The 25,071-nt window shown below is 58.0% G+C and carries 21 protein-coding genes; 20 read left to right on the plus strand and 1 reads right to left on the minus strand.

Features of this window, described 5'->3' with window-relative positions; all coding sequences use genetic code 11:
• The first annotated feature begins 45 nt into the window (after window positions 1-45).
• The 9 genes from dnaK to ACFO1S_RS19145 all read left to right on the plus strand — a co-directional run bounded on the left by dnaK (window position 46) and on the right by ACFO1S_RS19145 (window position 8,756).
• Window positions 46-1,893, plus strand: coding sequence for a molecular chaperone DnaK (gene dnaK, locus ACFO1S_RS19105; protein WP_204601164.1), 1,848 nt, complete (start codon window positions 46-48; stop codon window positions 1,891-1,893).
• An 88-nt stretch (window positions 1,894-1,981) separates the two neighbouring features.
• Entirely contained in the window at window positions 1,982-3,100 is a 1,119-nt protein-coding gene (dnaJ, locus tag ACFO1S_RS19110; RefSeq protein ID WP_204601165.1) for a molecular chaperone DnaJ, read from the plus strand.
• 244 nt (window positions 3,101-3,344) lie between these two features.
• Window positions 3,345-3,488 (plus strand): YfhD family protein, encoded by a 144-nt coding sequence (locus ACFO1S_RS19115; RefSeq protein ID WP_204601166.1) that lies wholly within the window; start codon window positions 3,345-3,347, stop codon window positions 3,486-3,488.
• Complete coding sequence (locus ACFO1S_RS19120) at window positions 3,485-3,847, plus strand: hypothetical protein (protein WP_204601167.1); 363 nt, start codon at window positions 3,485-3,487, stop codon at window positions 3,845-3,847. Before ACFO1S_RS19115 ends, ACFO1S_RS19120 begins: the two co-directional genes overlap by 4 nt.
• A gap of 489 nt (window positions 3,848-4,336) precedes the next feature.
• Window positions 4,337-5,329 (plus strand): 50S ribosomal protein L11 methyltransferase, encoded by a 993-nt coding sequence (prmA, locus tag ACFO1S_RS19125; RefSeq protein WP_204601168.1) that lies wholly within the window; start codon window positions 4,337-4,339, stop codon window positions 5,327-5,329.
• Window positions 5,326-5,988: a site-2 protease family protein gene (locus tag ACFO1S_RS19130; protein ID WP_378127364.1), complete on the plus strand. Its 663-nt coding sequence runs from the start codon at window positions 5,326-5,328 to the stop codon at window positions 5,986-5,988. Before prmA ends, ACFO1S_RS19130 begins: the two co-directional genes overlap by 4 nt.
• Window positions 5,989-6,068: 80 nt before the next feature.
• Window positions 6,069-6,848 (plus strand): 16S rRNA (uracil(1498)-N(3))-methyltransferase, encoded by a 780-nt coding sequence (locus ACFO1S_RS19135; protein WP_204601169.1) that lies wholly within the window; start codon window positions 6,069-6,071, stop codon window positions 6,846-6,848.
• A gap of 2 nt (window positions 6,849-6,850) precedes the next feature.
• Window positions 6,851-8,200 carry a tRNA (N(6)-L-threonylcarbamoyladenosine(37)-C(2))-methylthiotransferase MtaB gene (gene mtaB / locus ACFO1S_RS19140; RefSeq protein WP_204601170.1) on the plus strand — a complete coding sequence of 450 codons (1,350 nt, stop codon included), beginning with the start codon at window positions 6,851-6,853 and terminating at the stop codon, window positions 8,198-8,200.
• Window positions 8,201-8,324: 124 nt separating this feature from the next.
• The gene (locus tag ACFO1S_RS19145) at window positions 8,325-8,756 is read left to right on the plus strand and encodes an NUDIX hydrolase (protein ID WP_204601171.1); all 432 of its coding nucleotides are present in this window, start codon (window positions 8,325-8,327) and stop codon (window positions 8,754-8,756) included.
• Here ACFO1S_RS19145 and ACFO1S_RS19150 read toward each other — a convergent pair.
• The gene (locus ACFO1S_RS19150) at window positions 8,753-9,727 is read right to left on the minus strand and encodes a Na/Pi cotransporter family protein (protein ID WP_204601172.1); all 975 of its coding nucleotides are present in this window, start codon (window positions 9,725-9,727) and stop codon (window positions 8,753-8,755) included. The two genes, ACFO1S_RS19145 and ACFO1S_RS19150, sit on opposite strands and share 4 nt — an antisense overlap.
• Before the next feature lie 72 nt (window positions 9,728-9,799).
• On the opposite strand from ACFO1S_RS19150, the gene ACFO1S_RS19155 reads away from it, so the two are divergent.
• The 11 genes from ACFO1S_RS19155 (at window position 9,800) to floA (ending at window position 25,066) form a co-directional block, all read left to right on the plus strand.
• Entirely contained in the window at window positions 9,800-11,191 is a 1,392-nt protein-coding gene (locus tag ACFO1S_RS19155; protein ID WP_204601173.1) for a class I SAM-dependent rRNA methyltransferase, read from the plus strand.
• Window positions 11,192-11,327: 136 nt separating this feature from the next.
• Entirely contained in the window at window positions 11,328-11,549 is a 222-nt protein-coding gene (locus ACFO1S_RS19160) for a hypothetical protein (RefSeq protein ID WP_204601174.1), read from the plus strand.
• A gap of 944 nt (window positions 11,550-12,493) precedes the next feature.
• Window positions 12,494-16,033 (plus strand): helicase-exonuclease AddAB subunit AddB, encoded by a 3,540-nt coding sequence (addB, locus tag ACFO1S_RS19165; RefSeq protein WP_204601175.1) that lies wholly within the window; start codon window positions 12,494-12,496, stop codon window positions 16,031-16,033.
• The gene (locus ACFO1S_RS19170) at window positions 16,030-19,953 is read left to right on the plus strand and encodes a UvrD-helicase domain-containing protein (protein WP_204601176.1); all 3,924 of its coding nucleotides are present in this window, start codon (window positions 16,030-16,032) and stop codon (window positions 19,951-19,953) included. The genes addB and ACFO1S_RS19170 overlap by 4 nt, the downstream gene beginning before the upstream one ends.
• 70 nt (window positions 19,954-20,023) lie before the next feature.
• Window positions 20,024-20,662 (plus strand): hypothetical protein, encoded by a 639-nt coding sequence (locus tag ACFO1S_RS19175; RefSeq protein ID WP_204601177.1) that lies wholly within the window; start codon window positions 20,024-20,026, stop codon window positions 20,660-20,662.
• A 128-nt stretch (window positions 20,663-20,790) separates the two neighbouring features.
• Window positions 20,791-21,210 carry a hypothetical protein gene (locus tag ACFO1S_RS19180; protein WP_378127366.1) on the plus strand — a complete coding sequence of 140 codons (420 nt, stop codon included), beginning with the start codon at window positions 20,791-20,793 and terminating at the stop codon, window positions 21,208-21,210.
• 106 nt (window positions 21,211-21,316) lie between these two features.
• Window positions 21,317-21,688, plus strand: a complete 372-nt coding sequence (locus ACFO1S_RS19185; RefSeq protein WP_378127367.1) for a histidine triad nucleotide-binding protein — start codon at window positions 21,317-21,319, stop codon at window positions 21,686-21,688.
• A gap of 146 nt (window positions 21,689-21,834) precedes the next feature.
• Window positions 21,835-22,008, plus strand: coding sequence for a 30S ribosomal protein S21 (rpsU, locus tag ACFO1S_RS19190; RefSeq protein WP_094041673.1), 174 nt, complete (start codon window positions 21,835-21,837; stop codon window positions 22,006-22,008).
• A gap of 15 nt (window positions 22,009-22,023) precedes the next feature.
• Entirely contained in the window at window positions 22,024-22,467 is a 444-nt protein-coding gene (locus ACFO1S_RS19195) for a GatB/YqeY domain-containing protein (RefSeq protein ID WP_204601178.1), read from the plus strand.
• A 135-nt stretch (window positions 22,468-22,602) separates the two neighbouring features.
• Window positions 22,603-24,009, plus strand: coding sequence for an NfeD family protein (locus tag ACFO1S_RS19200; protein WP_204601179.1), 1,407 nt, complete (start codon window positions 22,603-22,605; stop codon window positions 24,007-24,009).
• A 58-nt stretch (window positions 24,010-24,067) separates the two neighbouring features.
• On the plus strand, window positions 24,068-25,066 hold the full coding sequence (floA, locus tag ACFO1S_RS19205; RefSeq protein WP_204601180.1) for a flotillin-like protein FloA: 999 nt from the start codon (window positions 24,068-24,070) through the stop codon (window positions 25,064-25,066).
• Window positions 25,067-25,071: the final 5 nt, after the last annotated feature.

The following is a 25,071-nucleotide window of genomic DNA, read 5'->3' on the forward strand; positions in this document are numbered from 1 at the left end:
ACCTATACAACTCTTGCGCACTTATATAAAAGGAGGAAACTTACTATGAGTAAAGTAATCGGCATCGACCTCGGTACGACGAACTCGTGCGTCGCGGTCATGGAAGGCGGCGAAGCCGTCGTTATCCCCAATGCGGAAGGCAACCGCACGACCCCTTCGGTCGTCGGCTTCAAGAAGGACGGAGAGCGTGTCGTAGGCGAGACGGCAAAGCGTCAAGCGATCACCAACCCGGATCGTACGGTTATTTCCATTAAACGTCACATGGGAACGACTCACAAGGAAACGATCGAGGACAAATCCTACTCGGCTCCTGAAATCTCGGCGATTATTCTGCAGAAGCTGAAAGCCGATGCGGAAGCTTACCTGGGGCAACCCGTTACGCAAGCGGTTATTACCGTTCCTGCATACTTTAACGATAGCCAGCGTCAAGCGACGAAGGACGCGGGCAATATTGCGGGCCTGGAAGTACTTAGAATTGTGAACGAGCCGACGGCAGCCGCGCTTGCTTACGGATTCGAAAAGCAAGAGGATCAAACGATTCTCGTATTCGACTTGGGCGGCGGTACGTTCGACGTCAGTATTCTCGAGCTTGGCGACGGCTTCTTCGAAGTTAAAGCGACAAGCGGGGACAACCATCTGGGCGGAGACGACTTCGACCAAGCGGTAATGGAATGGCTGTCCGCAGAATTCAAGAAGGAGCACGGCATCGATCTGCTGAAGGACAAGGCCGCCGTGCAACGTCTTAAGGATGCTGCCGAGAAAGCGAAGAAGGAGCTCTCCGGCGTCGTGTCCACGACGATTTCCCTGCCGTTCATCACCGTTGTTGAAGGCGTTCCTCAGCACTTGGAGCTGAACCTGAGCCGTTCCAAGTTCGACGAGCTGACGGCCAGCCTGGTTGAGCGCACGATGGGCCCGACACGCCAAGCGATGTCCGATGCCGGCATGTCCCCTTCCGATATCGACAAGATCGTACTTGTCGGCGGTTCCACCCGGATTCCTGCCGTTCAGGAAGCGATCAAGAAGCTGACGGGCAAGGAGCCGCACAAGGGCGTTAACCCGGATGAAGTGGTCGCGCTCGGAGCGGCCGTGCAAGCGGGCGTTCTGACTGGCGAAGTAAAGGATGTCGTCTTGCTGGACGTAACTCCGCTGTCCCTCGGTATCGAAACCGCAGGCGGCGTTCTGACGAAAATGATCGATCGCAACACGACGATCCCTACGAGCAAATCCCAAGTATATTCCACATATGCGGATATGCAAACGCAGGTTGAAATTCACGTCCTGCAGGGCGAGCGCGCTATGGCGAAGGACAACAAAACGCTTGGCCGCTTCATCCTGAGCGAAATTCCGGCTGCTCCGCGAGGAGTGCCTCAGATCGAGGTTACATTCGATATCGATGCGAACGGTATCGTTAACGTGTCCGCTCTGGACAAAGGCACAGGAAAGACGCAAAAAATTACAATTACTTCTTCCGGCGGTCTGAGCAAGGAAGACATCGAGCGCATGCAGAAGGAAGCCGAGCTGCACGCCGAGGAAGACAAAGCTCGCCGCGAGCTGGTTGAGGCGAAGAACAGCGCCGATCAACTGATCTACAGCGTCGACAAAACGATCAAGGATCTCGGCGACAAGGTCGACGCGGGTGAAATCGAGAAGGCGAACGCTGCGAAAGAGAAGTTGACAACGGCGCTCGGCTCCGATAACCTTGAACAGATTCAGCAAGCGACCGAGGAGCTGACGGAGATCGTTCAGCAGCTTTCCGTCAAGCTGTATGAGCAAGCGGCTCAACAAGGTCAACCGGGTCAGGACGGCGGCGCCGATGCGGCATCCGGCTCCGGTCCCGCTAAGGACAACGTCGTTGACGCTGACTACGAAGTCGTCGACGAAGACAAGAAATAATCGAGGTTTGCAGCATAAACCGAAAGTCAAAGCCGATTCCCGATAGATGCGGAATCGCTTTGACTTTCCTTCATGAGGAGGTGGAGAAGTGGCGGACAAAAGAGATTATTACGAGATTCTGGAGCTTCAGAAGAACGCCTCTGCGGACGATATCAAAAAAGCCTACCGCAAGCTGGCTCGACAGTACCATCCGGACGTGAACAAAGCGGCCGATGCGGAAACGAAGTTCAAGGAAGTCAAAGAGGCGTACGATGTCCTGAGCGATGATCAGCAACGCGCGCGTTACGACCAGTTCGGCCACCAGGACCCGAACGCCGGTTTCGGGGGCGGCGGCGCGGATTTCTCGGGCGGCGGCTTCGGCGACATATTCGACATGTTCTTCGGGGGCGGCGGCCGCAGAGATCCTAACGCGCCTCAGCGCGGCAACGACCTGCAATATACGATGACGATCGAGTTCAAGGAAGCGGTGTTCGGCAAGGAGACGGATATCACGATTCCTCGCACCGAGACATGCGATACTTGTCACGGCAACGGGGCCAAGCCGGGAACGAAGCCGGAGACGTGCTCGGTCTGCCGCGGCTCCGGCCAGCAGGAAGTGGCTCAGAACACGCCGTTCGGCCGCATAGTGAACCGTCGCGCCTGTACGGCTTGTTCGGGACGCGGCACGATCATTAAAGAGCGTTGCGGCACCTGCTCCGGCAGCGGCCAAGTGAAGAAGCAACGGAAGATTCACGTCAAGATCCCTGCGGGTGTCGACGATGGCGCCCAGCTTCGCGTCAGCGGCGAAGGAGAAGGCGGACAACGGGGCGGCCCGTCTGGCGATCTCTACATCGTTCTGCGGGTGAAGTCGCACGACTTCTTCGAGCGTGAGGGCGACGATATATTCTGCGAGATTCCGTTGACATTCGCCCAAGCGGCATTGGGCGATGAGATCGAGATTCCGACGCTGACCGAGAAGGTCAAGCTGAAGATCCCTGCAGGAACGCAGACAGGCACTTATTTCCGTCTCAAGGGCAAGGGCGTTCCGAGACTTCGCGGATACGGGCAAGGCGATCAGCAAGTAAAGGTAACGATCGTAACGCCGACCCACTTGAGCGAAGATCAGCGGGATCTGCTGCGGGAGTTCGCCGCGAAGAGCGGAGAAGCGACCCATGAGCAGAGCAAATCGATTTTCGAGCGGATGAAACGCGCGATTCTCGGCGACTGAGGATTCGCTGCAAATAGCGGCCTCACAGCCCGGAATAGATACAGGTTACGATATAGATCGTCCAATTGCGGGCCTCCGCATGCGGACGATTTTTTTTGACGATACAGACTTTATAAGTTACACGCTTATTCATAAGATTCAGACCTGCCTATCCTTGGTGCATAAGCGACTCTTCCGATGAGCAGGCTATTGGCAGGATCGGGTAAGTCATTCGCACCTAGGTTAAGGAGGTTTGAACGGGATTATGACGAACGAACATGAGGAGCTGCCAGTCGTTACTGCGGAAGATGTCGAATTTTCCGAGGAGTATGCGGATATGGAGGACAAGGAAGCCGCGGAGAGAGCGAAAGCGGCGGACAAACGGGCAACCGGAGAAGGGGCGGAATGACTTTGCTGGAGATGCGGCCTTTGCAGGCTAATTTCCCATCGCAGGAGCAAGCGGAGTCGGCGATCCGCAAGCTGTCGGCTCTTAGGGGCGACCGATTTCGACTGGAGCGGGCCGCTGATGCGCCGAGCGGGGCCTTCGGCTCATCCGACGCCGGCTATCTGCAAGCCGCTGATGACAGCGGCATGATGGCGGCCCTCTCCTCGGAGGGAGCGCTCTACTCGGGAGAGCTCTCCGGCGCGGGAGACAATTGGACTGGCGGAACGCCGTCCGCCGAATTTTCTCTGTCTGTTCACATTCCGGCAGATGTGGTCGAACAAGCCCGAACAGTGATTGTTCAGGCCGGCGGCCAACTGGGTTGACTTCAAGAGAAGACGCCTTCCGCTTACGCGGAGGTGCGTCTTTTCTTTTAGGCGCTTTTTGCCGCTATCCCCTTGGCTCAGATTTGCGGCAGAAGAAGCAGGGAGCTTTAGCGTTGGCTCGTTATCCCCACGGCTCAGGTCCCCGACGGAAGAAAGCAGGCGGCCCTTTTTAGCGCAAGCGGACTATACCCATCGCTCAGATTTCCTCCGACATGCCGAAATGTTACCCCTTTGGCACGCAAGGCCGGCCAGGCAAATGGCGCTCATATCGCGACAATCGGACAACCTTCGTATGGGCGGCACACTGAGCGATGGGGATAATGGCTGTAACGGAAAGAACGGCAGACGATCCGCCAACCGGGAAAACGCGGCAAGATCGGCTAATCGGTCGCTCAGCGGAGGGCTAAACTTTTTTGCATCCAGCAAAACAGTACGTGTATAATGAGATTCATTGAATAGAGATCAGGCGGGACAAGGGAGAGGAACAGATTGCAATGGCATGAATTAACCGTCCTGGCGGCGGAGTCCTCGGAAGAAATGGTGACGCATTATTTGACGGAGCTGGGTGCCGGGGGCGTCTCGGTCGAGGAAGCATGGTCGGCCGACAAGCCGAGAGATATGAAGTACGGCGAGGTGTACGACACGCCTCTGAACGATATACGTCCAGGCTATTCGCTGTTCAAGGCCTATTTCTCGGAGGACATGGACATGGAGCCGCTGGCGGCGGAGCTTAAGACTTTGCTGGAGGGCTTGCCGGAGTTCGGCTATGATGCCGGGGAATTCACGATCCACATCGGCTCCGTTCACGAAGACGATTGGGCGAACGCCTGGAAGCAATACTTCAAGCCTGCTGCGGTTACGGAACGACTGGTCATCAAGCCGACGTGGGAGACGTATACCCCAAAGGAGAACGAGCTGGTCATCGAGCTTGATCCCGGAATGGCTTTCGGCACCGGAACGCATCCGACGACTGCGCTGTGCTTGAAGGCTTTGGATCGCGCGATTCAGGGCGGAGAGCGAATCATTGACGTCGGAACGGGCTCAGGGGTGCTGGCGATCGGGGCGATGAAGCTGGGAGCAGCGAAGGTGCTGGCGCTCGACCTGGATCCGGTAGCGATAAAATGCGCGAAGGAGAACGTCGATCAGAACGGATACGCGCAAGATATCGAGGTTAGGCTCAGCGATCTGCTGGGCGTGCTGAACGAGAGTCAGAGCGAAGCTCCGCGAATGACCGACGGAGTGCAGCCGCCCGCAGATCTGGTTGTGGCCAACATCCTCGCTGAGATTATTTTGCTTTTCATTGGCGATGTTATGGACGTGCTCAAGCCTGGCGGGCTGTATATCGCGTCCGGAATTTTCAAAAACAAAGAAATGATCGTCGAGGCTGGATTGCTCGCCGCAGGCTTTGAAATTATCGAGGTGCTGAGGCAGGAAGACTGGGTGGCGTTCGTCGCCGGCAAGCCGAAGGGGGAGGACGAGTGAACTTTTTCTGGTTTCCGATCGAGCATCTTCCGGTTATTATCCTGATCATGCTGATCGCGTTCAGCGTGCACGAATTCGCCCATGCGTGGACAGCCTGGAAGTTCGGAGACGACACGGCGTACCGGGAAGGCCGGGTCACGCTTAACCCCATCGCGCATCTGGACTGGATCGGGATGCTGTTTCTCGTCATTGCCGGATTCGGCTGGGCCAAGCCCGTGCCGGTGCGTCGGAGCAGGTTCAAAAACCCCCGCCTGATGAATATCATCGTAACGGCGGCAGGCCCGATCAGCAACTTGCTGCTGGCCTTCATTCTTCTGTTCCTTTTTTATCTGCTGCGCACCTTGAATGTTTTCGATCATGCTTCGCTGGATTTGATGAGCAATATTATGATTTTCATCAACTACTGGATTTCGATCAATCTGGCGTTGTTTCTGTTTAATCTGATTCCCGTGCCGCCGCTGGACGGCTATCGGATTGTGGAGGAATTCCTGTCCGTCAAAACTCGAATTCTGATCCAGGAGAAGAGCCAATGGATTACGTTCGCGTTTTTGCTGATCGTATTTGTCCCTCCGCTGCGCGATATGACGATCGGACCACTAATGAGATTGAGACAGCCCATCATTGAGGGAATGGTTGCGATTCTTAACGTATTTTTCTGATTGGCATCGGATCGACGGTAGCGCAAACAAGCTGAAAACGGTATGATGAAGGCTGAGAGTAAGGCAGGAGGCAGATTGGGATGCAGCGTTATTTCGTGCCGGAGGCGCAGATGGATGAGCATGCCGTCACGCTTCTAGGAGACGACGCGCGGCATGCGGCCGCCGTCATGAGATCCAGGCCGGGAGATCGGCTGATTGCATGCAACGGTCTCGGACGCGATGTAATCGCCAAAATCGTGTCCGTCGATAAAGATAATGTACAGGCGGAGATTGAGGAAGAGCTGACGTCTACCGCGGAGATGGGCTGGAGAGTCGCCGTTGCGCAGAGCTTGCCCAAAGGGGATAAGCTGGAGACCGTCATCCAGAAAGGGACGGAAGCGGGTGCGGCGTCATTCCTTCCGTTTCTCTCCAGAAGAACCGTCGTTCAGTACGATGAACGCAAGGAAGCGAAACGGATCGACCGCTGGCGCAAAATCGCGAAGGAAGCGTCAGAGCAAAGCCACAGAAGCGTCGTTCCTGTCATTCATGCAGTGAGCTCATGGAAGGCTCTTCTGGGCGCCTTCGCGAAGTACGACCTCGTTCTGTTTTGCTACGAGGAGGAGGGCCGCAGGGGCAAAGGTCTGCGTGAGACGTTAGCGGACTTTAAGAGCGGGCGGACGCCGCTTGCGACGGATGCGAATCCGGCCATTCTGCTGATCGTCGGGCCGGAAGGCGGCTTCACGGCAGAGGAAGCGGAGGCGGCGATCGCGGCGGGGGCCAAGACGATCGGCCTGGGACCGAGAATATTGCGGACGGAGACGGCCGCGCTGTATGCGCTGGCGTGTCTCGCTTACGAGTCCGGAGAGTTAGGAGGAAATTAAGCATGCCGAGCGTGGCATTTTATACTCTAGGCTGCAAAGTCAATTTTTACGATACGGAAGCGATCTGGCAGCTGTTCAAGAACGAGGGCTACGAGCAGGTCGACTTCGAGCAGACGGCGGACGTTTACTTGATTAATACGTGCACGGTGACGAATACCGGAGACAAGAAGAGTCGCCAGATTATTCGCCGCGCCGTGCGGCGCAATCCGGACGCGGTCATCGCCGTCACGGGCTGCTACGCTCAGACCTCGCCTGCAGAGATTATGGCGATTCCGGGAGTTGATCTTGTCATCGGAACGCAGGATCGCGAGAAGCTGATGTCGTTCGTAACGGATATTCAGAACGATCGCAAGCCTGTAAACGCCGTCCGCAACATCATGAAGACGCGGGAGTTCGAGGAGCTGGACGTGCCGAGCTTCACCGATAAGACACGCGCCTTTCTTAAGATTCAAGAGGGATGCAACAATTTCTGCACCTTCTGTATCATCCCATGGTCGCGGGGCCTGTCCCGCAGCCGCAATCCGGAAAGCGTGCTGGAGCAAGCCCGCTCTCTGGTGGCCGCCGGGTATAAGGAGATCGTTCTGACCGGCATTCATACCGGAGGCTACGGGGACGACTTGGAAAATTACCGGCTTGCCAATCTGCTCGCCGATCTGGACAAGATCGAGGGTCTGGAACGAATTCGCATCAGCTCCATCGAAGCGAGCCAGATCGACGAGAAGATGATTGCCATCCTGAACAGCTCGCCGAAAATGTGCCGCCATCTGCACATTCCTCTGCAAGCGGGCGATGACGATATTCTCAAGCGGATGCGTCGCAAGTATACGACAGCCGAATTCGCGGACAAAATCCGCCGTATTCAGGAAGCGATGCCCGGAGTTGCGATTACGACGGACGTCATCGTTGGCTTCCCCGGCGAGACGCAGGAGCAATTCGAGAACGGATATCGTTTTATGGAAGAGATGAAGTTTGCGGAGATGCACGTGTTTCCGTATTCGAAGCGGACCGGAACCCCGGCCTCACGCATGGAGGAGCAGGTGGACGAGGAGATCAAGCACGAGCGCGTCCATCAGCTGATCGAGCTGTCGGAGAAAATGCAGGGAGCTTACGGCCGCGAGTGGATCGGCAGCGTCGTGGAAGTCATCCCGGAACGGGACGGCAAGGCGCTCCGCGAGCCGGGCTATATCGGCGGGCATGCCGACAATTATTTGCAGGTGGTGTTCAAGGGAGACGCCTCCCTGACCGGCAAGCTATGCCGCGTTCGCATTACGGAAGCCGATGCGAACGAGTGCAGGGGCGACTTGCTCGAGGTGCTGGACGCCGGTTCCCGGCCGATCGCGCTGCATGCCTAAAAGGGTCGCAGTTTGAAGATTTCATTGCAAGGAAGGCATGCGAGAGCTACCCCTTGCGGTGAAATCTTTTTGACGTACATATGAAATCCGTAATTGCAGGATCGGAACGAAGGGAGACCAGGATATGAGGAAGGAAATATCTGCGGGAGGCGTTGTGTTCCGCAAGCAGGACGGTCGTCTGGAAATTCAACTGATCGAGGATCGGTTCGGCAAAAGGACGCTGGCCAAGGGCAAGATGGAGCCCGGAGAAACGGTGGAGCAGACGGCATTGCGGGAAATCGTCGAGGAAACGGGCGTTACGGGACGGATCGTCGAGCCGCTTCAGACGATTTCCTACCAATACGAGCACGCCGAGCTGGGCGTGGTGCAGAAGGAAGTCCACTATTATCTGGTTGAAGCCGAGGAAGGCCAGCTTCGCGCGCAGGTGGAGGAGATCTCCGGCGTAGCCTGGCACCCCCCCGCCGACGCCTGGCGGCTGCAGCGTGAAGCAGGATATGACAACAACGACGAGGTGCTGAGGCTGGCGCTGGAGCGGCTTGGGGCGGATATCTCTTAAGTCGGAGTGTTGACGCCGCGCCGCCAGATCGGCAGATAGGCGATAGGCAGCGCCAGCAAGGAGCAAAGCACGTTAAAGAGAGTCTGGGCGTGCGCGACCTGGGCGGATGGATCGTCGGGAGCCAGGAAGGAAGCGGCTCCGTGCAGAGCCCCGATCAGCGGGAAGAACAGCGCCGCTCCTCCGACATTTAATGCGAGCTGGGACAATGCGACGAAGCGCCCCCCGGAGCCGCCGCCAAGAGAGGCGACCAGCCCCGTGAAGCAGGTGCCGATGTTGGCGCCAAGCACGATGGCGATGGCCGCTTCAGGGGTGATCGCTCCCGTCGCCGCCAAGCTCATGCACATGGCGACGACTGCGGCGCTGGAATGGACGAGCGCGGTGATAACCGCGCCGCCAAGTACGCCCCAGAGCAGCGTGTCGTAGGCATGCCGCATCAGGGCTTCGAAATAGGCGTTCTCCCTCAGGGCCGGGCCGACGCTCTGGAGCAGCTTGAAGCCGACGAGCAGCAGACCGAAGCCTCCTGCAGCTACGGCGGCATGACGCAATGCGACCGCTCTCCGGGGAGGCTGGGCAGCGTCGCGCATTTCGTTGAAGGCGTAGGTGACGATCCAGCCCGCCGCGCCCAGCGCGATCAAATAAACGCCATAGCGATGCAATTGGAGGCTCATTAGTTCGGTTGTGAGGCAGGTGCCCACATTCGTGCCGAGCAGAATCCCGAAGCTGCGGGAGAAGCTCAGCAAGCCGGCATTGACGAAGCCGATCGTCAGCACGGTAACGGCCGTACTGCTCTGCAGAAGCGCGGAGGCGACGGTGCCGACGGCAAATCCCCTCGCGGGTGTCGCTGTGGACGCAGACACCCAGGAGACGAGCCTCTGGCCCGCCCAGCGCTGCAAGGACGTCTCCATGATCTTCATGCCGCAGAGCAGCAGCGCAAATCCGAGCAACGACGGGATAAGCAGTTCCGCAATCATTTTTCGCACCTCCATAGAAAAACGTATGCAAGAGCCGGACAAGTTTATGAACGGACAAGGAGTGAAAGGTCAATGAGCAATCAAGCGGCCGTATGGCTGAACAAAAGCAGAAGACCACGTCTGGAGGAAGGGCATCCATGGGTTTATGTGAACGAAATCGCCAAGACGGAAGGGGAGCCGAAGCCAGGCCAAGTGGTCGAGGTTCGCGATCATCGCGGCCAATTCCTCGCGGCGGGCTACTGGAACCCGGCATCCCAGATTACGGTCCGAATCGTAGCGTATAGCCCGTTGGAGCAAATGGACGAGACGTTCTTCCGCAGCAGATTCGAACGCGCCTTGGCCCATCGCGAGCGGTTTCTCGGTACAGGCGAATCCTGTCGTCTCGTCTATGGGGAAGCCGATTTCCTTCCCGGATTGGTCGTTGATCGCTTCGACGGCGTGCTGGTCGTTCAGGTGCTGACGCTCGGTATGGATGCGGCTCGCGAGGCGTGGCTTCCCGCGCTGATACAAGTGTTCTCCCCGCGCGGCATTTACGAACGGAGCGACGTGGGCGTTCGCACGCTGGAAGGCCTGGAGGAGAAAACCGGGCTCTTGTACGGAGAATGTCCAAAACTCGTGGAGATCGTGGAAAACGGGCTCAAGGCGCAGGTAGATATCGAAGCGGGCCAGAAAACCGGCTATTTCTTCGACCAGCGGGAGAATCGGGCGGCGATCCGGCCCCTGATTCAAGGCTGGGGCGCGCGCAGCGGCATTCGCTTGGTCGAGAAGGAAACGGAGGGCGGGGAGCTCGGAAGAGTTCCCGTCAACGAGAAAGGCAACATCGTGACCTTCCCCTACTGGGACGGGGCAACGGTGCTGGAATGCTTCGCTCATACGGGCAGCTTCACCTTGCATGCATGCGATTACGGAGCCAAGAGGGTCACCTGCCTCGATATTTCGGAGCATGCGCTTCAGACGGCCAGACACAACGTAGAGATTAATGGCTTCTCGGAGCGCGTGGAGTTCGTCGCGGCGGACGCTTTCGAATATTTGCGGAGCCAGGTGGCCGGGCGAGACGAAAAGCTGGCGAGAGCGAGCGCGCAAGCCTCCGGGGCCAAGGTGGATACGTCCAAGCCGTTGTCCTCGGAGGGCCGGACGTGGGATGTCATAATCCTCGATCCTCCGGCGTTCGCGAAGACGAAGCGGGCGGTTGAAGGGGCCTGCCGCGGCTACAAGGAGATCAACCTGCAGGCGATGAAGCTGCTGAATGAAGGCGGCTATCTGGTCACCGCCAGCTGCTCCTACCACGTTCGCCCGGAATTGTTCCTGGAGACGATTCAGGAAGCGGCGAAGGATGCCGGCAAAATCATTCGTCGCGTCGAGTGGCGCGGCGCGGGCAAGGACCATCCGCAGCTGGCTGGGGTAGAGGAAGGGCACTACTTGAAATTCGGCATTTTCGAGGTTCGCAGCCGCAAGGCGCTGTAGGAGGCGCCAGCCGCGATTTGGCAGTTTGTTAAGAAAATGTTAGCAAAAACCCGGATGATTTCCTCCCGTTTCGGGAACATTTCTAACGCCTCGGCATTATTCTTAATGCAGAGGCACGAAACGGGAGGGTTTGGACATGGTGCATGATGTCATTCTATTCGGCAAACGGGCGGTTCCGCTGCAAAACCGGGCAAAAGCTTTGAACAGCCGCAGCCGCTTCAATATTCGAATCCGAGCAATGGCGGACGACCTCGAATTTCGTCGCCGCTGGAAGCACGTTAGCTACATCGAGCTGTGGTCGGACGCGGCCATTTTCCAATATGACGACGGCAGCAAGTGGTACATGAACATTTCCTAAGAAGCTCATGATTTATTCTGAGATATGAACGAAATAGCGATCAACAGGCGCCAGGACATTCTTGGCGTTTTTTTGCTGTCTGTATCCATGCCTGTCATCTGTTTATCAAAAAATGAATATAGAAGTCCGTTGCATTCCGGCTTCAGACAACCTGTTTTGAGTTTCTTTGATGGATTAGACCAATATCGGTGAGAAACTAAAAGCCGGAACTTGCGGCAAACCATTCCCTTTCTCCATTGTCCAGCCTGCTCATAAGTTCAGACGACAAGTGGAAATAGTAACCCTTTACCGGACTGTGAGGCTGCTATTTGTTGCGAAGCCCCATTTTTGGCGGTACTTGCGGACTGAAAAGCCGTTATTAGGCTCTAAACCATTGAAATGACACTATGTTCTGGGGAATAACGGATTCACAGTCCGCAATAACTAGCAAAGGGACAAAAAATTGAGAAATAACGACCTCACAGTCCGCAACACCAACAAAGACAGCAGCGCACTAGCCAATGATGTCCATTCGACACGATAGACCCGCTTTGTGATCGGTACCTTCAGGTAATATTGGGGGGAGTATGCCAAAATCTTATATTCAACTTATATAGATGCAGAAGAAAGCTATCGTGAAACCCAAAAGAACGGAAGCCTTGTGACGATTATCCTATTGAGGTCAGCCGCGGGGGACATCGAAAGGCAAGAGTAGGTGCGTTGCCTGAGATCACTCCACCAACGGGGATAGACTTGAGAATGTACTATGACAGTGAAGCGCCAACTCCCCTTCTTAAAAAACCTTCGCCAGGATAATCAAATTATTCTGACGAAGGTTTTTCTTTTGCTTCTTTCGAACCCGGGTTCCCTGTTCAAGTAAGCGAGGCCCCTGCTCATTCTCGCGGATTTCTCAAATATGTTACAATACTCAACAAGGTTCGATGAACGGGCAAGGAGGGAGAGGCATGACGTTACGGATCATTGCGGGGCGTTCGGGAAGCGGGAAGACGCGCCTGATTCTGGATGAAATCAGGAGCAGGCTGAAAGCCGCTCCTCTCGGTTCGCCGCTAATTCTGCTAGTGCCGGAGCAGGCGACTTTTCAAGCGGAATATGCGATGGCGACGACGCCGGGGCTTAACGGGTTCATGAGGGCTCAGGTGCTCAGCTTCCGCAGGCTTGCGTTCCGCGTCATGCAAGAGACCGGCGGATCGGCGGTCGTGCCGATTCACGATAACGGGAAAGCGATGCTCTTACATAAGGTGATGGAAGCAAGAAGGGGAAGCCTCCGGTTGTTCCGCGGAGGCAAAGGAGAATCCGGGCTGATCTCGGGCATCAACGAGTTGCTTACCGAGATGAAGAGATACGGAATCGACGGGGACAAGCTTGCTCGGCATGCGGAGCAAGCTTCGCGGAGGATTGGAAACGCAGAGCAATCCGGGCTGCTCGCCGACAAGCTGCATGATCTGTCTCTCTTCTATTCCGACATGGAGCAGCAGCTTGCGGGACATTGGCTGGATGGGGAGGATATGCTGCAATGGCTCGTTCGAGGCGCAGCCGAATCGATGCTGCTGTCGGAAGCCGAAATCTGGGTCGACGGCTTCCACGGCTTTACGCCCGGAGAATATGCCGTCATCGAGGCACTGCTGCGAAAGGTCGACCGCATGCACGTCGCCTTGTGCGTCGATCGGCCTTATGGAGCAGGCGAAAGACCGGATGAGCTGGAGCTGTTTCATCCGACTGCGGAGACGTCCGCCCTATTATGCGAGCTGGCTCAAGCGGCGGGCGTTGCGGAGGAGCTAGCAACCGTGCTGGAGCCTCAGCCGGCCCCCAGGTTCCGCTCCAATCCGATGCTTGCGTTCCTGGAGCGGAATTGGGGCAATCGCAGACGCTGGACCGGCGAGCTGGAGCTGCTTGACCCTCGGCATCGCCAATGCGGAATTTCGTTGCATGGGGCGGCGAACCGACGGGCCGAGACGGAAGCGGTCGCCCGAGACATGCTGCGGCGCGTTCGGGATGAAGATGCCCGCTGGCGGGACATGGCGGTATTCGTGCGTAAGCTGGACGATTACGCCGATCTGATCGCCGCGGTATTCGGCGATTACGGGATTCCGCATTATTTGGACGGCAAAGCGTCGGTCTCTCATCATCCGTTCGTGGAATTCGTCCGCTCGGCGCTGGAATGCGTGACGGGAGGCTGGAAATCGGATGCGGTGTTCCGTTGCGCGAAAACGGACCTGCTCGGCACGCCGGATCGGCGGGTCACCCGGGATGAAGTCGATCTGCTGGAAAATTACGCGCTGGCCGCCGGCATTGACGGCTGGCGCTGGCATTCGACGAAGGCCTGGCACCCTCTGTATAGCGGGGACATCGAGAGCGATGAAGCCGCGAACGCTCAGGCCGAGGCGGCGCTGGCGAGCCTGCTGGAGGTTCGAGACGCCTTGCTGCAGCCGTTGCTTGCCATGGAGCGTCGACTGAAGGAAGCTCGCTCGGTCCGGGACATGTGCGAGAGCGTCTATCTGTTTCTTGAGGAGAGCGGCGCTGCGGATCAATTGGAGCGCTGGACGGAGGAGGACGCCAACGCCGGAAGGCCCGATCGCATGGCGGTCCATCGTCCGCTCTGGGATGGCGTGATCCATCTGCTCGACCAATTGGTGGAGCTTATGGGAGATCAGCCCCCGGAGCTTGCTCTGTTCGCGGGTATGCTCGAGTCGGGACTGGAGGAGCTCAAGCTTGGCGCAGTTCCGCCGTCGCTTGACGGCGTGCTGATCGGCAGCCCGGAGCGAACGAGGTCCGACCGCGTGCAGATCGTATATCTGCTAGGGATGAATGACGGCGTCCTGCCGATGCGAATTCCCGAGAACGGTCTTCTTGCCGAGGAGGAGCGCGATCGTTTGGCTGCCGGAGGACTGATGCTTGCGCCCGGCGCCCGCCGTCGTCTGCTGGACGAGCAGTTTCTCGCGTATTTGACATTGACGACAGCTTCGCGCCATCTCTGGGTCAGCTTCCCGGTTGCGAATGAAGAAGGACAGGCGCTGCTCCCGTCCGAGTGGATCGGCAAGCTCCGCAAGAGATTTCCCGGCATACCGGTTCAATCCGCGGCGGCCGGGCCGCAGGAGACGCATACGGAAGCCGAGCAGTTGGCGTTCGCCGCGCATCCGGGAAGGGCGATGACGCACCTGCTCGCGCGACTGCGAGGCTGGCGGCAAGGGGAAGCGCTCGGCGCCGGATGGTGGGCTGTATACAATTGGCTTCTGTCCAGCGGGGAATGGAGCGGCAGACTTCGTTCCCTCGTGTCCTCGCTGCACTACACGAACGAAGAGAGCCCGCTGTCCGCCGAGACAAGCCGATTATTATACGGAGACAGGCTGCTGGCTAGCGTATCGCGCATGGAACGGTTTATTGCATGCCCGTTTCAGCATTTTGCCGTTCACGGCTTAAAGCTTCAGGAGCGAAGGCTGTATCGGGTCGATTCTCCCGATATCGGTCAATTGTTCCATGCCGCCTTGCGCATGACGACCGAGAAGCTGTTCGCGGAAGGACCTGCGGGGCTTGATGTCTCCAGATGGCAGAATGAAGCGGCTGCCGCGGTGGACAAGCTGCTGCCGCGCGTCCAAGCGCAGATTCTGCTCTCCTCCCAACGTCATCAGGTCATGGCCCGCAAGCTACGGGATATCGTGACGCAGGCATCGGCCGTATTGGGAGAACAGGCGGCGCTGTCGGCCTTCAAGCCCGTCGGGCTGGAGCTGAGCTTCGGGCCTAACGGATTGCTCCCGGCGCTGTCGATACCTCTCGATGGAACGCGCGCGATGGACATCGTCGGGAAGATCGACCGCGTCGACGCGGCGGAATCCTCGGAGGGGCTGCTGCTTCGCATTCTGGATTACAAATCGAGCGCGATGAAGCTTAAGCTGGACGAGGTGGCGCACGGCCTGTCGCTGCAAATGCTGACCTATCTGGACGTTGTCGTCTCCCACGCGCCTCATTGGCTTGGACGACCCGCGAAGCCGGCGGGCGTGCTCTATTTTCACGTGCAGAATCCGCTGCTTCTCACGTCGAACGGGATGTCGGAGGAGGAGGCGAAGAACGCTCTCTTCCGGCAATACCGAATGCAGGGCTTGCTCTTGTCGGACGATGAATCGGTCAAGCTTATGGACGAGTCGCTTCATCGCTCGGCCAAATCGGCCGTTGTCCCCGTAGAATTCAAGAAGGACGGCGCGTTCTCGGCGCGTTCGCAGGTCGCCACCGAGAGCGAGTGGACAACGCTTCGCAGCTCGGTGCGCTCGCAGATTCGCCGAATCGGCAAGCGGATCGTCGAAGGGGACGTGGCGATTGCGCCTTATCGCTTGGACAAGAGAAGTCCTTGCACCTTTTGCGATTATCGGCCGGTATGCCATTTCGATCAACAGGTCGAAGGGAATGCCTATCAGGCCTTAAGCAAAGCGGCCAGCCGCGAGGAGCTCTGGCGCCGGATCGCGCAAGAAGCGGAAGGGGGAGAACCGGAATGAAGACGATGGCGGAATGGCCGTCCAGGCCGCCGGAGAGTCGCTGGACGGACGAGCAATGGGCCGCGATCGCGGCGGACGGCGCTCATCTGCTCGTTGCGGCTGCCGCCGGCTCGGGCAAAACCGCCGTTCTGGTCGAACGGATCATCTCCAGGATCGCCGACGAGACGCGCCCGCTGGATGTGGACGCTATGCTTGTGGCGACGTTCACCAAAGCTGCGGCAGCGGAGATGAAGGAGAGAATCCGGAGTGCGCTGGAAGACGCCCTAGAGAAAAATCCCGACTCCAAGCATCTGCGCCGTCAGATTGCGCTGCTGCCGAGAGCGTCGGTTACGACGCTTCATTCGTTCTGTCTGGAGATTGTCGAACGCTACGCGCCGCTGATCGAGCTTGATCCGGGATTTCGGATGGCCAACGATACGGAAGCAGGTCTGCTGCGGATCGATACGCTGGACGAATTGTTCGAGGAGCGCTATGCGGCGGAAGGAACGGACGGAGCGCTCTCGGCTCTGGCCGACCGGTTCGGCGGGGAAAGAAGCGACGAACCGCTGCATCGGCTGGTGCTGGAACTGCACGAATACGCGGGCAGCCACCCTTGGCCGGAGCATTGGCTGCGCGAGACTGCCGGTCAATTTCGTGTGGCGGAGGCGGACTCCCTGCTACGCTCGTTATGGGTGAAGAGCTTGCGGGACGACGCCGTTCTTCTGCTCCAGGGAGCGATTCATCTGTTGCGGAGCGCGCTGCGCACCGCTCACGAGCCAGGCGGGCCCGAGCCTTACATCGAGACGATATTTGCCGATATCGACGGACTGGAACGAGCCGCGGAGGCGTTCGGGTCGGGGTCGTGGGAGGCCTGGCAGGCTGCGGTCGGAGGAATCGCTTTCGGCCGGCTTAAGGCTTGCAAGGGAGACGATTACGATCCGGGGCTGATCGAGAAGGTCAAGGGGCTCCGCGACGCGGCGAAGAAAGCGGCGGGGAAGCTGGCCGACGACTGGCTCGTCCGCTCTCCCGAGCAGTACGCGGCGGAGCTGCGCGAGCTTGCGCCGGAGATGGAGAAGCTGGCCGAGCTTGCCATCCAGTTCGGCGAGCGTTACGAGCAGGCGAAGCGCGGCAAGGGTCTGCTCGACTTCAGCGATCTGGAGCATTATGCGCTGCGCATCCTTCGCGATTCCGACTCTGTGCCCGGCCGGAGCGTTCCTTCAATGGCGGCGCTTGGCTTTTGCGACAGGTTCGCGGAAATCTATCTGGATGAATACCAGGACACGAACGAGGTGCAGGAAGCGATCGTCTCGCTGATCGCGCGGCGCGATCCGGGCAATGTTTTTATGGTCGGCGACGTCAAGCAAAGCATCTACCGGTTCCGCCTGGCGGAGCCGGGACTGTTTCTGGAGAAATACAAGACCTATCTTCCGTATTCACCCGAAATGACCGATGCGTGGGGCTTGGCGGGGCAGGCTGGCCTGCGTATCGATCTGGCTCGCAACTTTCGCAGCCGCAAGGAGATTCTGAATGCGACCAACCATGTGTTCCGGTTAATTATGCGCGAGCCGGTCGGGGAGATGAATTACGATGAGCGCGCGAAGCTTGTGTACGGCGAAGGCTATCCGGCCGCAGGGAAGCCGAATCCGTATGCCGTAGAAGTGCTCTTGCTGGATAGGTCCTCCGGTCGGGAAGGCGATGCGGGAGCGGAGGCGGCGAGTGCGAATAGCGCCGCGGATACAAGCTCTGGCCCGGAGGCGGAGGAATCGGCTGCGGAAGGAGCCGGGGATAATGCGGAAGAGGAGCTGGAGGCCGCTCAAGCCGAAGCTCGCTGCATTGCCGATGAAATTCGCACGCTGATGGGACAAGGCAGGAGTCTAGAAGGTGAGGGGCAGCCGCCCTTTGCCGTATACGACGGCAAGAGCAAGCTACATCGTCCGGTGCAGTACAGAGATATCGTTATCCTTCTACGGGCGGTATCCGCTCTTGCTCCTACGTATATCGAGGAACTGAAGGCCGCCGGCATTCCCGCCTATGCCGATCTGGCAACGGGATACTTCGCGGCGACGGAAGTGGATATTCTGCTGTCGCTGCTATCCATCATCGACAATCCTCGGCAGGACATCCCGCTGGCGGGCGTTCTTCGTTCGCCGATCGGAGGGATGTCGGCGGAGGAACTGGCGCGTATCCGGCTGGCAAGACAGCGCGTATCCTTCTGGGAGGCGGTTAATGTCGCTGCGGGTATGCGCGAAGAAATTCCGACGATGGAGACGGGGAGCTTGCCGGAGGAACAAGTTCGCCTCCGATTGAGGGATTTCTTGCTTAAGTTGGAGCAATGGCGCGACTATGCCCGCAAGGAGCCTCTCGGCGAGTTGCTGTGGATGCTGTATCGCGAAACCGGCTATTACGATTTCGTCGGCGGCTTGCCGGGAGGCGCTCAGCGCCAGGCGAATTTGCGAGCTTTGGTCGACAGGGCGATTCAATACGAGCGCACCTCGCGGTTCCGCGGATTGTTCCGCTTTCTTCGCTTCCTGGATCGGATGCGCGATACGGGAGCGGATCTCGGAGCGGCGAGGGCGCTCGGCGAAAGCGAGAACGTCGTTCGCATTCTCTCCATCCACCGAAGCAAAGGGCTGGAATTTCCCGTCGTGTTCGCTGCCGGATTGGGCAAGAGCTTCAACCGCAGAGATCTGAACGGAGCCTTCCTGAAGCACAAGAAGCTGGGCTTCGGTCCGCGCGTTGTCGAGCCGTCCACCCGCGTAACCTATCCAACGTTGCCTCAGCTTGCCATTCGGAGGAAGCTGGCGGCAGAGATGCTAGCCGAGGAGATGCGCGTGCTGTATGTCGCGATGACCCGGCCCAAGGAAAAGCTGTTTCTGGTGGGCACGAGCAAAAACGCAGCCAGGCAGTGGGAGCAGTGGCGCGATACGGCGGCGATGTCGGAGAATGGACTGCCCGAGCACGCAGCTGCCGCCGCCGGGAAGTATTGGGACTGGCTGGGTCCCGCCGCTGTTCTGGCATCAGAGCTCGACGACCCGGAGGAAAGATGGGTATGCCGGCTCATTCCAGTCTCCTCATACTCTTCGCGGGCGCCGGACGGCGGGGACGAGCCGCGCGATTCGACACCGCTGTGGAACGCCGTCGCGAACGGGGAGCGAGCGGAAACGGAAACCTCCGATTGGTCGGATAGAGTCGAGGCTATGCTGTCCTGGACCTATCGTCACGAGAATGCCGTCCGCGTGGCGGCCAAAACCTCGATTACCGCGATGAAGAATCGGCCGAACGCGGCGGAGCTATTTATCGAAGGCGCGGAGGATGCGACAGCTCGGGGCGAATGGCAGGAGCGCAGGAACGAGGAGAGCGCAGTCGAGACGGGGGCTTTTCGACTGCGCAGGCCGCGCTTCATGTCCTCCCGGCGGCTGACTCCGGCGGAGAGGGGCACGGCTTACCATCTGGCCATGCAGCATTTGCCGCTGCGGGAAGCGATCGCGGAGGATCAGCTTGACGGGATGCTCGAAGAGCTGGTCGAACGGCGAATTCTGTCCGCGGAGCAGAGAGCCGGCATTGAAGCGAAGGCGGTGGCGGCTTTCTGCGCAACTCCGCTGTACGGGCGCATGCGCGCGGCTTCGCGCGTGTGGCGCGAGGTTCCGTTCACCTACGGGCTGGACGCCGCTGAAGTTTATCCGGGCAGAATGGAACCCGAATCGCGGGAAACCGTAATTATACAAGGAGTTATCGATTGCCTGTTCGAGGAGGAAGACGGGCTCGTGCTGGTCGATTACAAGACGGACGCGCTTAAAGGGCAGGCTGCGGGAGACGCCGCCGAGAGGCATCGCTTCCAAGTGGAGAAATACGCTGAAGCGGCGCGAAGCATACTTGGCGTTCCCGTCAAGGAGGCTTGCGTCTACTTTTTCGAAGGCGGACAAGTCGTTCGGCTCTTCTGACGGGAAGCCGGCCCAACCTCGAATCGAAGGGCGAATCGATCGCTGAACCAGATAATCGGAAGGAGTCGCCATGACGGACAACGGGGAAAATAAAACCGGAAAGAAAAGGTCTTATACGCTTGCGGTGCTGTACATCAGCATTGTAGTTTTGACAACATTGATTATTATGGTCTACTCGAAGTACATTCTGTCCGACCAGGCTCATACGACGGATAAAGGGCAACGGTTGGCGGAGAGATACGCTTATGCTCAGGTTTTCGCAGATAGGCTGCATGACTGGGCCGATACTCTGCTCGTAGCCAAGACGGAGCCGGAACGGATTCGCGCAGCCAAATTGCTCGGAGAAGCGCATCTGGCCGCCGGAGAGACGACCGGCCTGCTGATCGAAGCGGTTCATCTGGAAACGGAGCAATCCCGAGAGCAGGCGTCCGAGTCGATTCTGCCGGCTATGAATGCGATCGTCGGAGCAGAGAGCCCGATGGTGTCGATCGGCGAGCAGGAAGGGGCGCTTACGGCGGAGCAGACCGCCTTTCTGACGAACGTGCGGGACGGGGCGGAGCAGATGAACGAAGCCTTGGCGCGTTTTCGACCGCCTTCCGGCGAAGCGGGCTTCCGTCAGATGGTGACGCTGCCCGAGTGGAGGGCTCCTGCGCTTGCCGCCGCCGAGCAGCTTCAACAGCTTGCGGCGGCGTTGGCGAAGCAGCCTTAAGAAGACAGCGCAATAGGCCTGAGCAACGGGGATATCCGGCTGCTTGGGCCTATTTGGCTTATCGAGTAGCCATTCGCCCAGTTCCGCATATAATATCGGGAAAGCACGCGCCCAAGGAGGGATTGCTCATGGAAAAGAAGCCCACTCAGCCCACGCCCCATCATCCGCCGAAGCAAGCGTATCCGCAGGTTGCCGATACTGGAGCGGGAGGACAGCTCGCCTATTCCCCTCACCATCAGCCGGCAATGAAGAAGATTTCCAAAGCGCTTTGCCTCTCCCATATGTACCGATACGTTGAGGTTCAGGCCGTTGACGGCTATTGTTACGACGGTATCGTGGAGCATGTGGACGACGAATGGATCTGTTTGGCGGTTCCCGGCTCGGTCGAGCCGCTTCGCGCGTTTTTTTCACCGTTCGGCGGACCGTTCGGAGGGGGTTTTGGAGGGGGGTTCGGAGGGCCATTCTTTCCCTTTCGTCCTCGCCGGTTCAACCGGCTCGTTCTGCCTCTCGCAGGTCTGGCCGCAATCTCGCTTCTCCCGTTCTTCTGATACCCCCCGTTCATCCGCGCCAAGAGCTCCGGCAGAGACCGGAGCTCTTGGCGATTGGACGGACCTGCGGCGGATAAGGTATGATGGAGGCAAATGAGTTGAAGGGGTGCTTCCATTGTCGGATTGCCTGTTTTGTAAAATCGCAGAAGGGACGATTCCTTCCCGGAAAGTGTACGAGGACGAGGCGGTTGTCGCTTTTCATGACATTCAGCCCCAGGCTCCCGTCCATCTGTTGGTTATTCCGAAGAAACATATTGCCACGATGAACGATTGTGCGGCGGAGGATCAGGCGCTTCTCGGACACCTGCTTCTGTCGGCCCGGCAGATTGCGCAGGAAGCCGGTCTTGCGGAAGACGGCTACCGGTTGATCAATAACTGCGGCCGCGATGCCGGACAAGTGGTCTTTCACGTTCATTGGCACATCCTGGGAGGCGGCAAGCTTGGTCCGCTGAACGCCGCAGAGCAGGCGCAAGGCTGACGAAAAAGCCGATTAGGGAGCGAAGGAAAAGCTTAAGCCGAAGCAATTCAGATTTTTCCTAGGCTCAAGTTGACACTCCCTTTCCTCATCACATATAATATAGATTGATAACCGTGTTGGGTCTGTTGCGGAGGGAGGGAAAACAGGTGGCCGAAACAAAAGTACGAAAAAATGAAACAATCGACGCTGCACTCCGCCGCTTTAAGCGTTCCATTGCCAAAGATGGCGTTCTCGCGGAAGTGAAGAAACGTAAACATTATGAAAAGCCAAGCGTGAAGCGCAAGCTGAAATCCGAAGCTGCACGTAAGCGCAAGTACTAGGAGGAATCCGCACTTATGACTCTTGCGGACCGTCTGAACGATGACATGAAGCAGGCGATGAAGAGCGGAGAAAAATTCCGTCTTCAGACCATTCGTATGGTTCGATCATCGATCAAAAACCAAGAAATCGAGCTGCGCCGACCGCTTGACGAAAACGAAACGCTTAATATATTGAGCCGTGAACTCAAGCAACGTCGCGATTCTCTTCAGGACTTCGAAAGAGGTGGAAGGGAAGATCTCGTAAGCAATGTCAAAGCAGAAATTGAGATCATCTCCGAATATCTTCCGCGACAGCTTACAGAAGAAGAAATCAAAGCTATCGTTGTACAGACCATGCAAGAAACCGGTGCTTCTTCTAAAGCCGACCTCGGGAAATTAATGGGGGCGCTTATGCCCAAGGTGAAAGGCGTTGCGGATGGCAAGCTTGTCAACGCAATCGTCCAGCAATCTCTGCAATAATTCCGACATGACAGACAGGCACTCCCGAGCAAAGGGGGTGCTTTTTGCCATTCTCGTCCGGTCGGTTATTTGAAACGCAGGGAGACACCCGTCGTATTATGTAGTATGTTAGTCATAATAAAAGGAGGAGAGAGTATGGGAGCTGCGACTACCGGAGCCGTTCGCGCAGGTATTGGACGGGGACTCCGTCTAATGGCCTTGTTGATGCTGATCGTCCTTCCGCTGCTCGGGGCTTACGCCGGCAGCGTTCGCGCGGCCGACAACTCGTCGGCCGGCTCGGTCTACGTCATTCCGATCCAGCAGACCGTTCAAAGCGGCTTGGCTTCGTTTCTAGATCGTGCGTTAACGGAAGCGGAGGAGGCAAAGGCTTCGCTGATTGTGCTGGATATCGATACCCCGGGCGGCCGGCTGGATACGGCAGAGGAGATCGGGAAGCGCATTCGCGAGTCCTCCGTTCCGACCGTTGCCTTCGTCAGCGGCAAGGCCGCGTCGGCCGGCGCGTATCTGGCTCTGAACGCGAACGATATCGCGATGGCGCCGGGCACGACGATCGGGGCGGCGATGATTGTGGACGGCTCCGGCAAGCCTGTCGATCATCCGAAGCTGGTCTCGTTCTGGAGCGAGGAGATGCGCTCCGCAGCCGAGCTTAACGGGCGGGATCCGGCAATCGCGGCAGGCATGGTCGATCCGGCGCGCGTTGTCGAGCTTAAGGCCATCGGCGAGACGAAGGAGAAAGGCGAGATCATATCGCTAAGCGCCGATAAGGCGCTCAAGGTCGGCTATGCGGACAAGACAGCGGGTACGGTCGAGGAGGTTATCGCCTGGAAGGGCTTGTCCGATCGCTCCGTCGTGGAGATTCATCCTTCTCTTGCGGAGAAAATCGCCACCTTCGTAACAAGTCCGGGCATCGCCACAATTCTGCTGATTGTCGGGATTGCCGGAGTTGCGATTGAATTGCTTGTACCGGGCTTCGGCGTCCCTGGAATCATCGGACTGCTCGGGTTCGGGCTTTACTTCTTCGGTCAATCCATTGCCGGCTTCGCGGGCATGGAATCCCTCGTCGTGTTCCTGATCGGCATCGGGCTTCTGATCGTGGAGGTATTCGTCCCGAGCTTCGGCATTCTCGGCATTCTCGGCATTGCCGGCGTGATCACGGGAATTACAATGGGAGCCTACGATACGGGCAACGCGCTGCGGACGCTGGGCACATCGGTGCTTGTAGCTTCCGTCATCGTCGCGGCAGTCGCTTATCTTTTCCGGAAAAAAGGCGTCTGGAACCGGTTTATTTTGAAGGATCAGCTGACCACGGATCAAGGATATGTTCCGCAGCTGTCCAGAGCGCATTGGCTCGGACAATACGGAGAGACGGTGTCCGCGCTGCGTCCATCCGGCCTGGCTCTCATTGGCGACCAGCGGGTTGACGTCATTTCCTCGGGAGAGTTTATCGAGCAAGGCAAGCCCGTTCAGGTCGTCTCGGTAGACGGAACTCGCATTCTCGTAAAGGAAATCGAGCGGACAACCGCGAATCTTAACAAAGAGTAAGCTTTCGGGAAGAGCGTGCTCTACAGAAAACTTAAGAATATAACCTTGGAGGTACACTATGGAAAACGCAGATATTCAGCTTCTGGTCATCATTGGCGTCGTCGTCATCGCGGTTGCGGTATTTATGAGCTTCTTTCCTTTCATGCTGTGGGTTTCGGCGCTTGCTTCAGGCGTTCGAATCAGCATTATTACGCTTGTGGCCATGCGGCTGAGACGAGTTGTACCGACTCGAATCGTAAATCCGTTAATCAAGGCCACCAAGGCAGGGCTTGGCCTGAACATTAACCAACTGGAGAGTCACTTCCTTGCCGGAGGCAACGTGGACCGCGTAGTCAATGCGCTTATCGCCGCCCAGCGCGCGGACATTCCTCTCGTATTCGAACGCGCGGCTGCCATCGATCTGGCCGGTCGGGATGTGCTTCAGGCGGTGCAGATGAGCGTTAATCCGAAGGTTATCGAAACTCCTGTCGTGTCTGCCGTGGCCAAGAACGGTATCGAGGTTAAAGTCAAAGCCCGGGTGACGGTTCGCGCCAATATCGACCGTCTCGTCGGCGGCGCAGGCGAGGAAACCGTGCTTGCGCGTGTTGCGGAAGGGATCGTCAGCACCAACGGCGCGTCCGAATCGCACAAGGACGTTCTGGAGCATCCGGATCTGATTTCCAAAACCGTTCTAGCTAAAGGATTGGATGCAGGAACAGCCTTCGAGATTTTGTCGATCGATATCGCCGACGTCGATGTCGGCAAAAATATCGGCGCCCATCTCCAGACGGAGCAAGCGGAAGCCGACAAGCGGATTGCCCAGGCCAAGGCGGAGGAGCGCCGTGCCATGGCGGTCGCCCATGAGCAGGAGATGAAAGCCCGCGTCGTAGAGATGCAGGCGAAGGTCGTCGAAGCGGAGTCTGAGGTGCCTCTTGCAATGGCGAACGCGTTAAAGGCCGGAAATCTCGGAGTCATGGATTACATGAATCTGAAAAACATCGAAGCGGACACGCAAATGAGAGGCTCCATCGGCGGAGGGAGCGGCCTAATGATAGAAGACGGACCAGATAAGCCGTAAAGGGC

Source organism: Cohnella boryungensis (genome assembly GCF_042651945.1).
GTDB classification, from domain to species: Bacteria; Bacillota; Bacilli; order Paenibacillales; family Paenibacillaceae; genus Cohnella; species Cohnella boryungensis.

What these genes read in the sequence shown, in the direction of transcription:
- dnaK (WP_204601164.1), top strand. Translation starts at nt 46, where the DNA reads ATGAGTAAAGTAATCGGCATCGACCTCGGTACGACGAACTCGTGCGTC.
- ACFO1S_RS19115 (WP_204601166.1), top strand. Translation starts at nt 3,345, where the DNA reads ATGACGAACGAACATGAGGAGCTGCCAGTCGTTACTGCGGAAGATGTC.
- ACFO1S_RS19120 (WP_204601167.1), top strand. Translation starts at nt 3,485, where the DNA reads ATGACTTTGCTGGAGATGCGGCCTTTGCAGGCTAATTTCCCATCGCAG.
- ACFO1S_RS19135 (WP_204601169.1), top strand. Translation starts at nt 6,069, where the DNA reads ATGCAGCGTTATTTCGTGCCGGAGGCGCAGATGGATGAGCATGCCGTC.
- mtaB (WP_204601170.1), top strand. Translation starts at nt 6,851, where the DNA reads ATGCCGAGCGTGGCATTTTATACTCTAGGCTGCAAAGTCAATTTTTAC.
- ACFO1S_RS19145 (WP_204601171.1), top strand. Translation starts at nt 8,325, where the DNA reads ATGAGGAAGGAAATATCTGCGGGAGGCGTTGTGTTCCGCAAGCAGGAC.
- ACFO1S_RS19150 (WP_204601172.1), bottom strand. Translation starts at nt 9,727, where the DNA reads ATGATTGCGGAACTGCTTATCCCGTCGTTGCTCGGATTTGCGCTGCTG.
- ACFO1S_RS19155 (WP_204601173.1), top strand. Translation starts at nt 9,800, where the DNA reads ATGAGCAATCAAGCGGCCGTATGGCTGAACAAAAGCAGAAGACCACGT.
- ACFO1S_RS19160 (WP_204601174.1), top strand. Translation starts at nt 11,328, where the DNA reads ATGGTGCATGATGTCATTCTATTCGGCAAACGGGCGGTTCCGCTGCAA.
- addB (WP_204601175.1), top strand. Translation starts at nt 12,494, where the DNA reads ATGACGTTACGGATCATTGCGGGGCGTTCGGGAAGCGGGAAGACGCGC.
- ACFO1S_RS19170 (WP_204601176.1), top strand. Translation starts at nt 16,030, where the DNA reads ATGAAGACGATGGCGGAATGGCCGTCCAGGCCGCCGGAGAGTCGCTGG.
- ACFO1S_RS19175 (WP_204601177.1), top strand. Translation starts at nt 20,024, where the DNA reads ATGACGGACAACGGGGAAAATAAAACCGGAAAGAAAAGGTCTTATACG.
- ACFO1S_RS19180 (WP_378127366.1), top strand. Translation starts at nt 20,791, where the DNA reads ATGGAAAAGAAGCCCACTCAGCCCACGCCCCATCATCCGCCGAAGCAA.
- ACFO1S_RS19195 (WP_204601178.1), top strand. Translation starts at nt 22,024, where the DNA reads ATGACTCTTGCGGACCGTCTGAACGATGACATGAAGCAGGCGATGAAG.
- ACFO1S_RS19200 (WP_204601179.1), top strand. Translation starts at nt 22,603, where the DNA reads ATGGGAGCTGCGACTACCGGAGCCGTTCGCGCAGGTATTGGACGGGGA.
- floA (WP_204601180.1), top strand. Translation starts at nt 24,068, where the DNA reads ATGGAAAACGCAGATATTCAGCTTCTGGTCATCATTGGCGTCGTCGTC.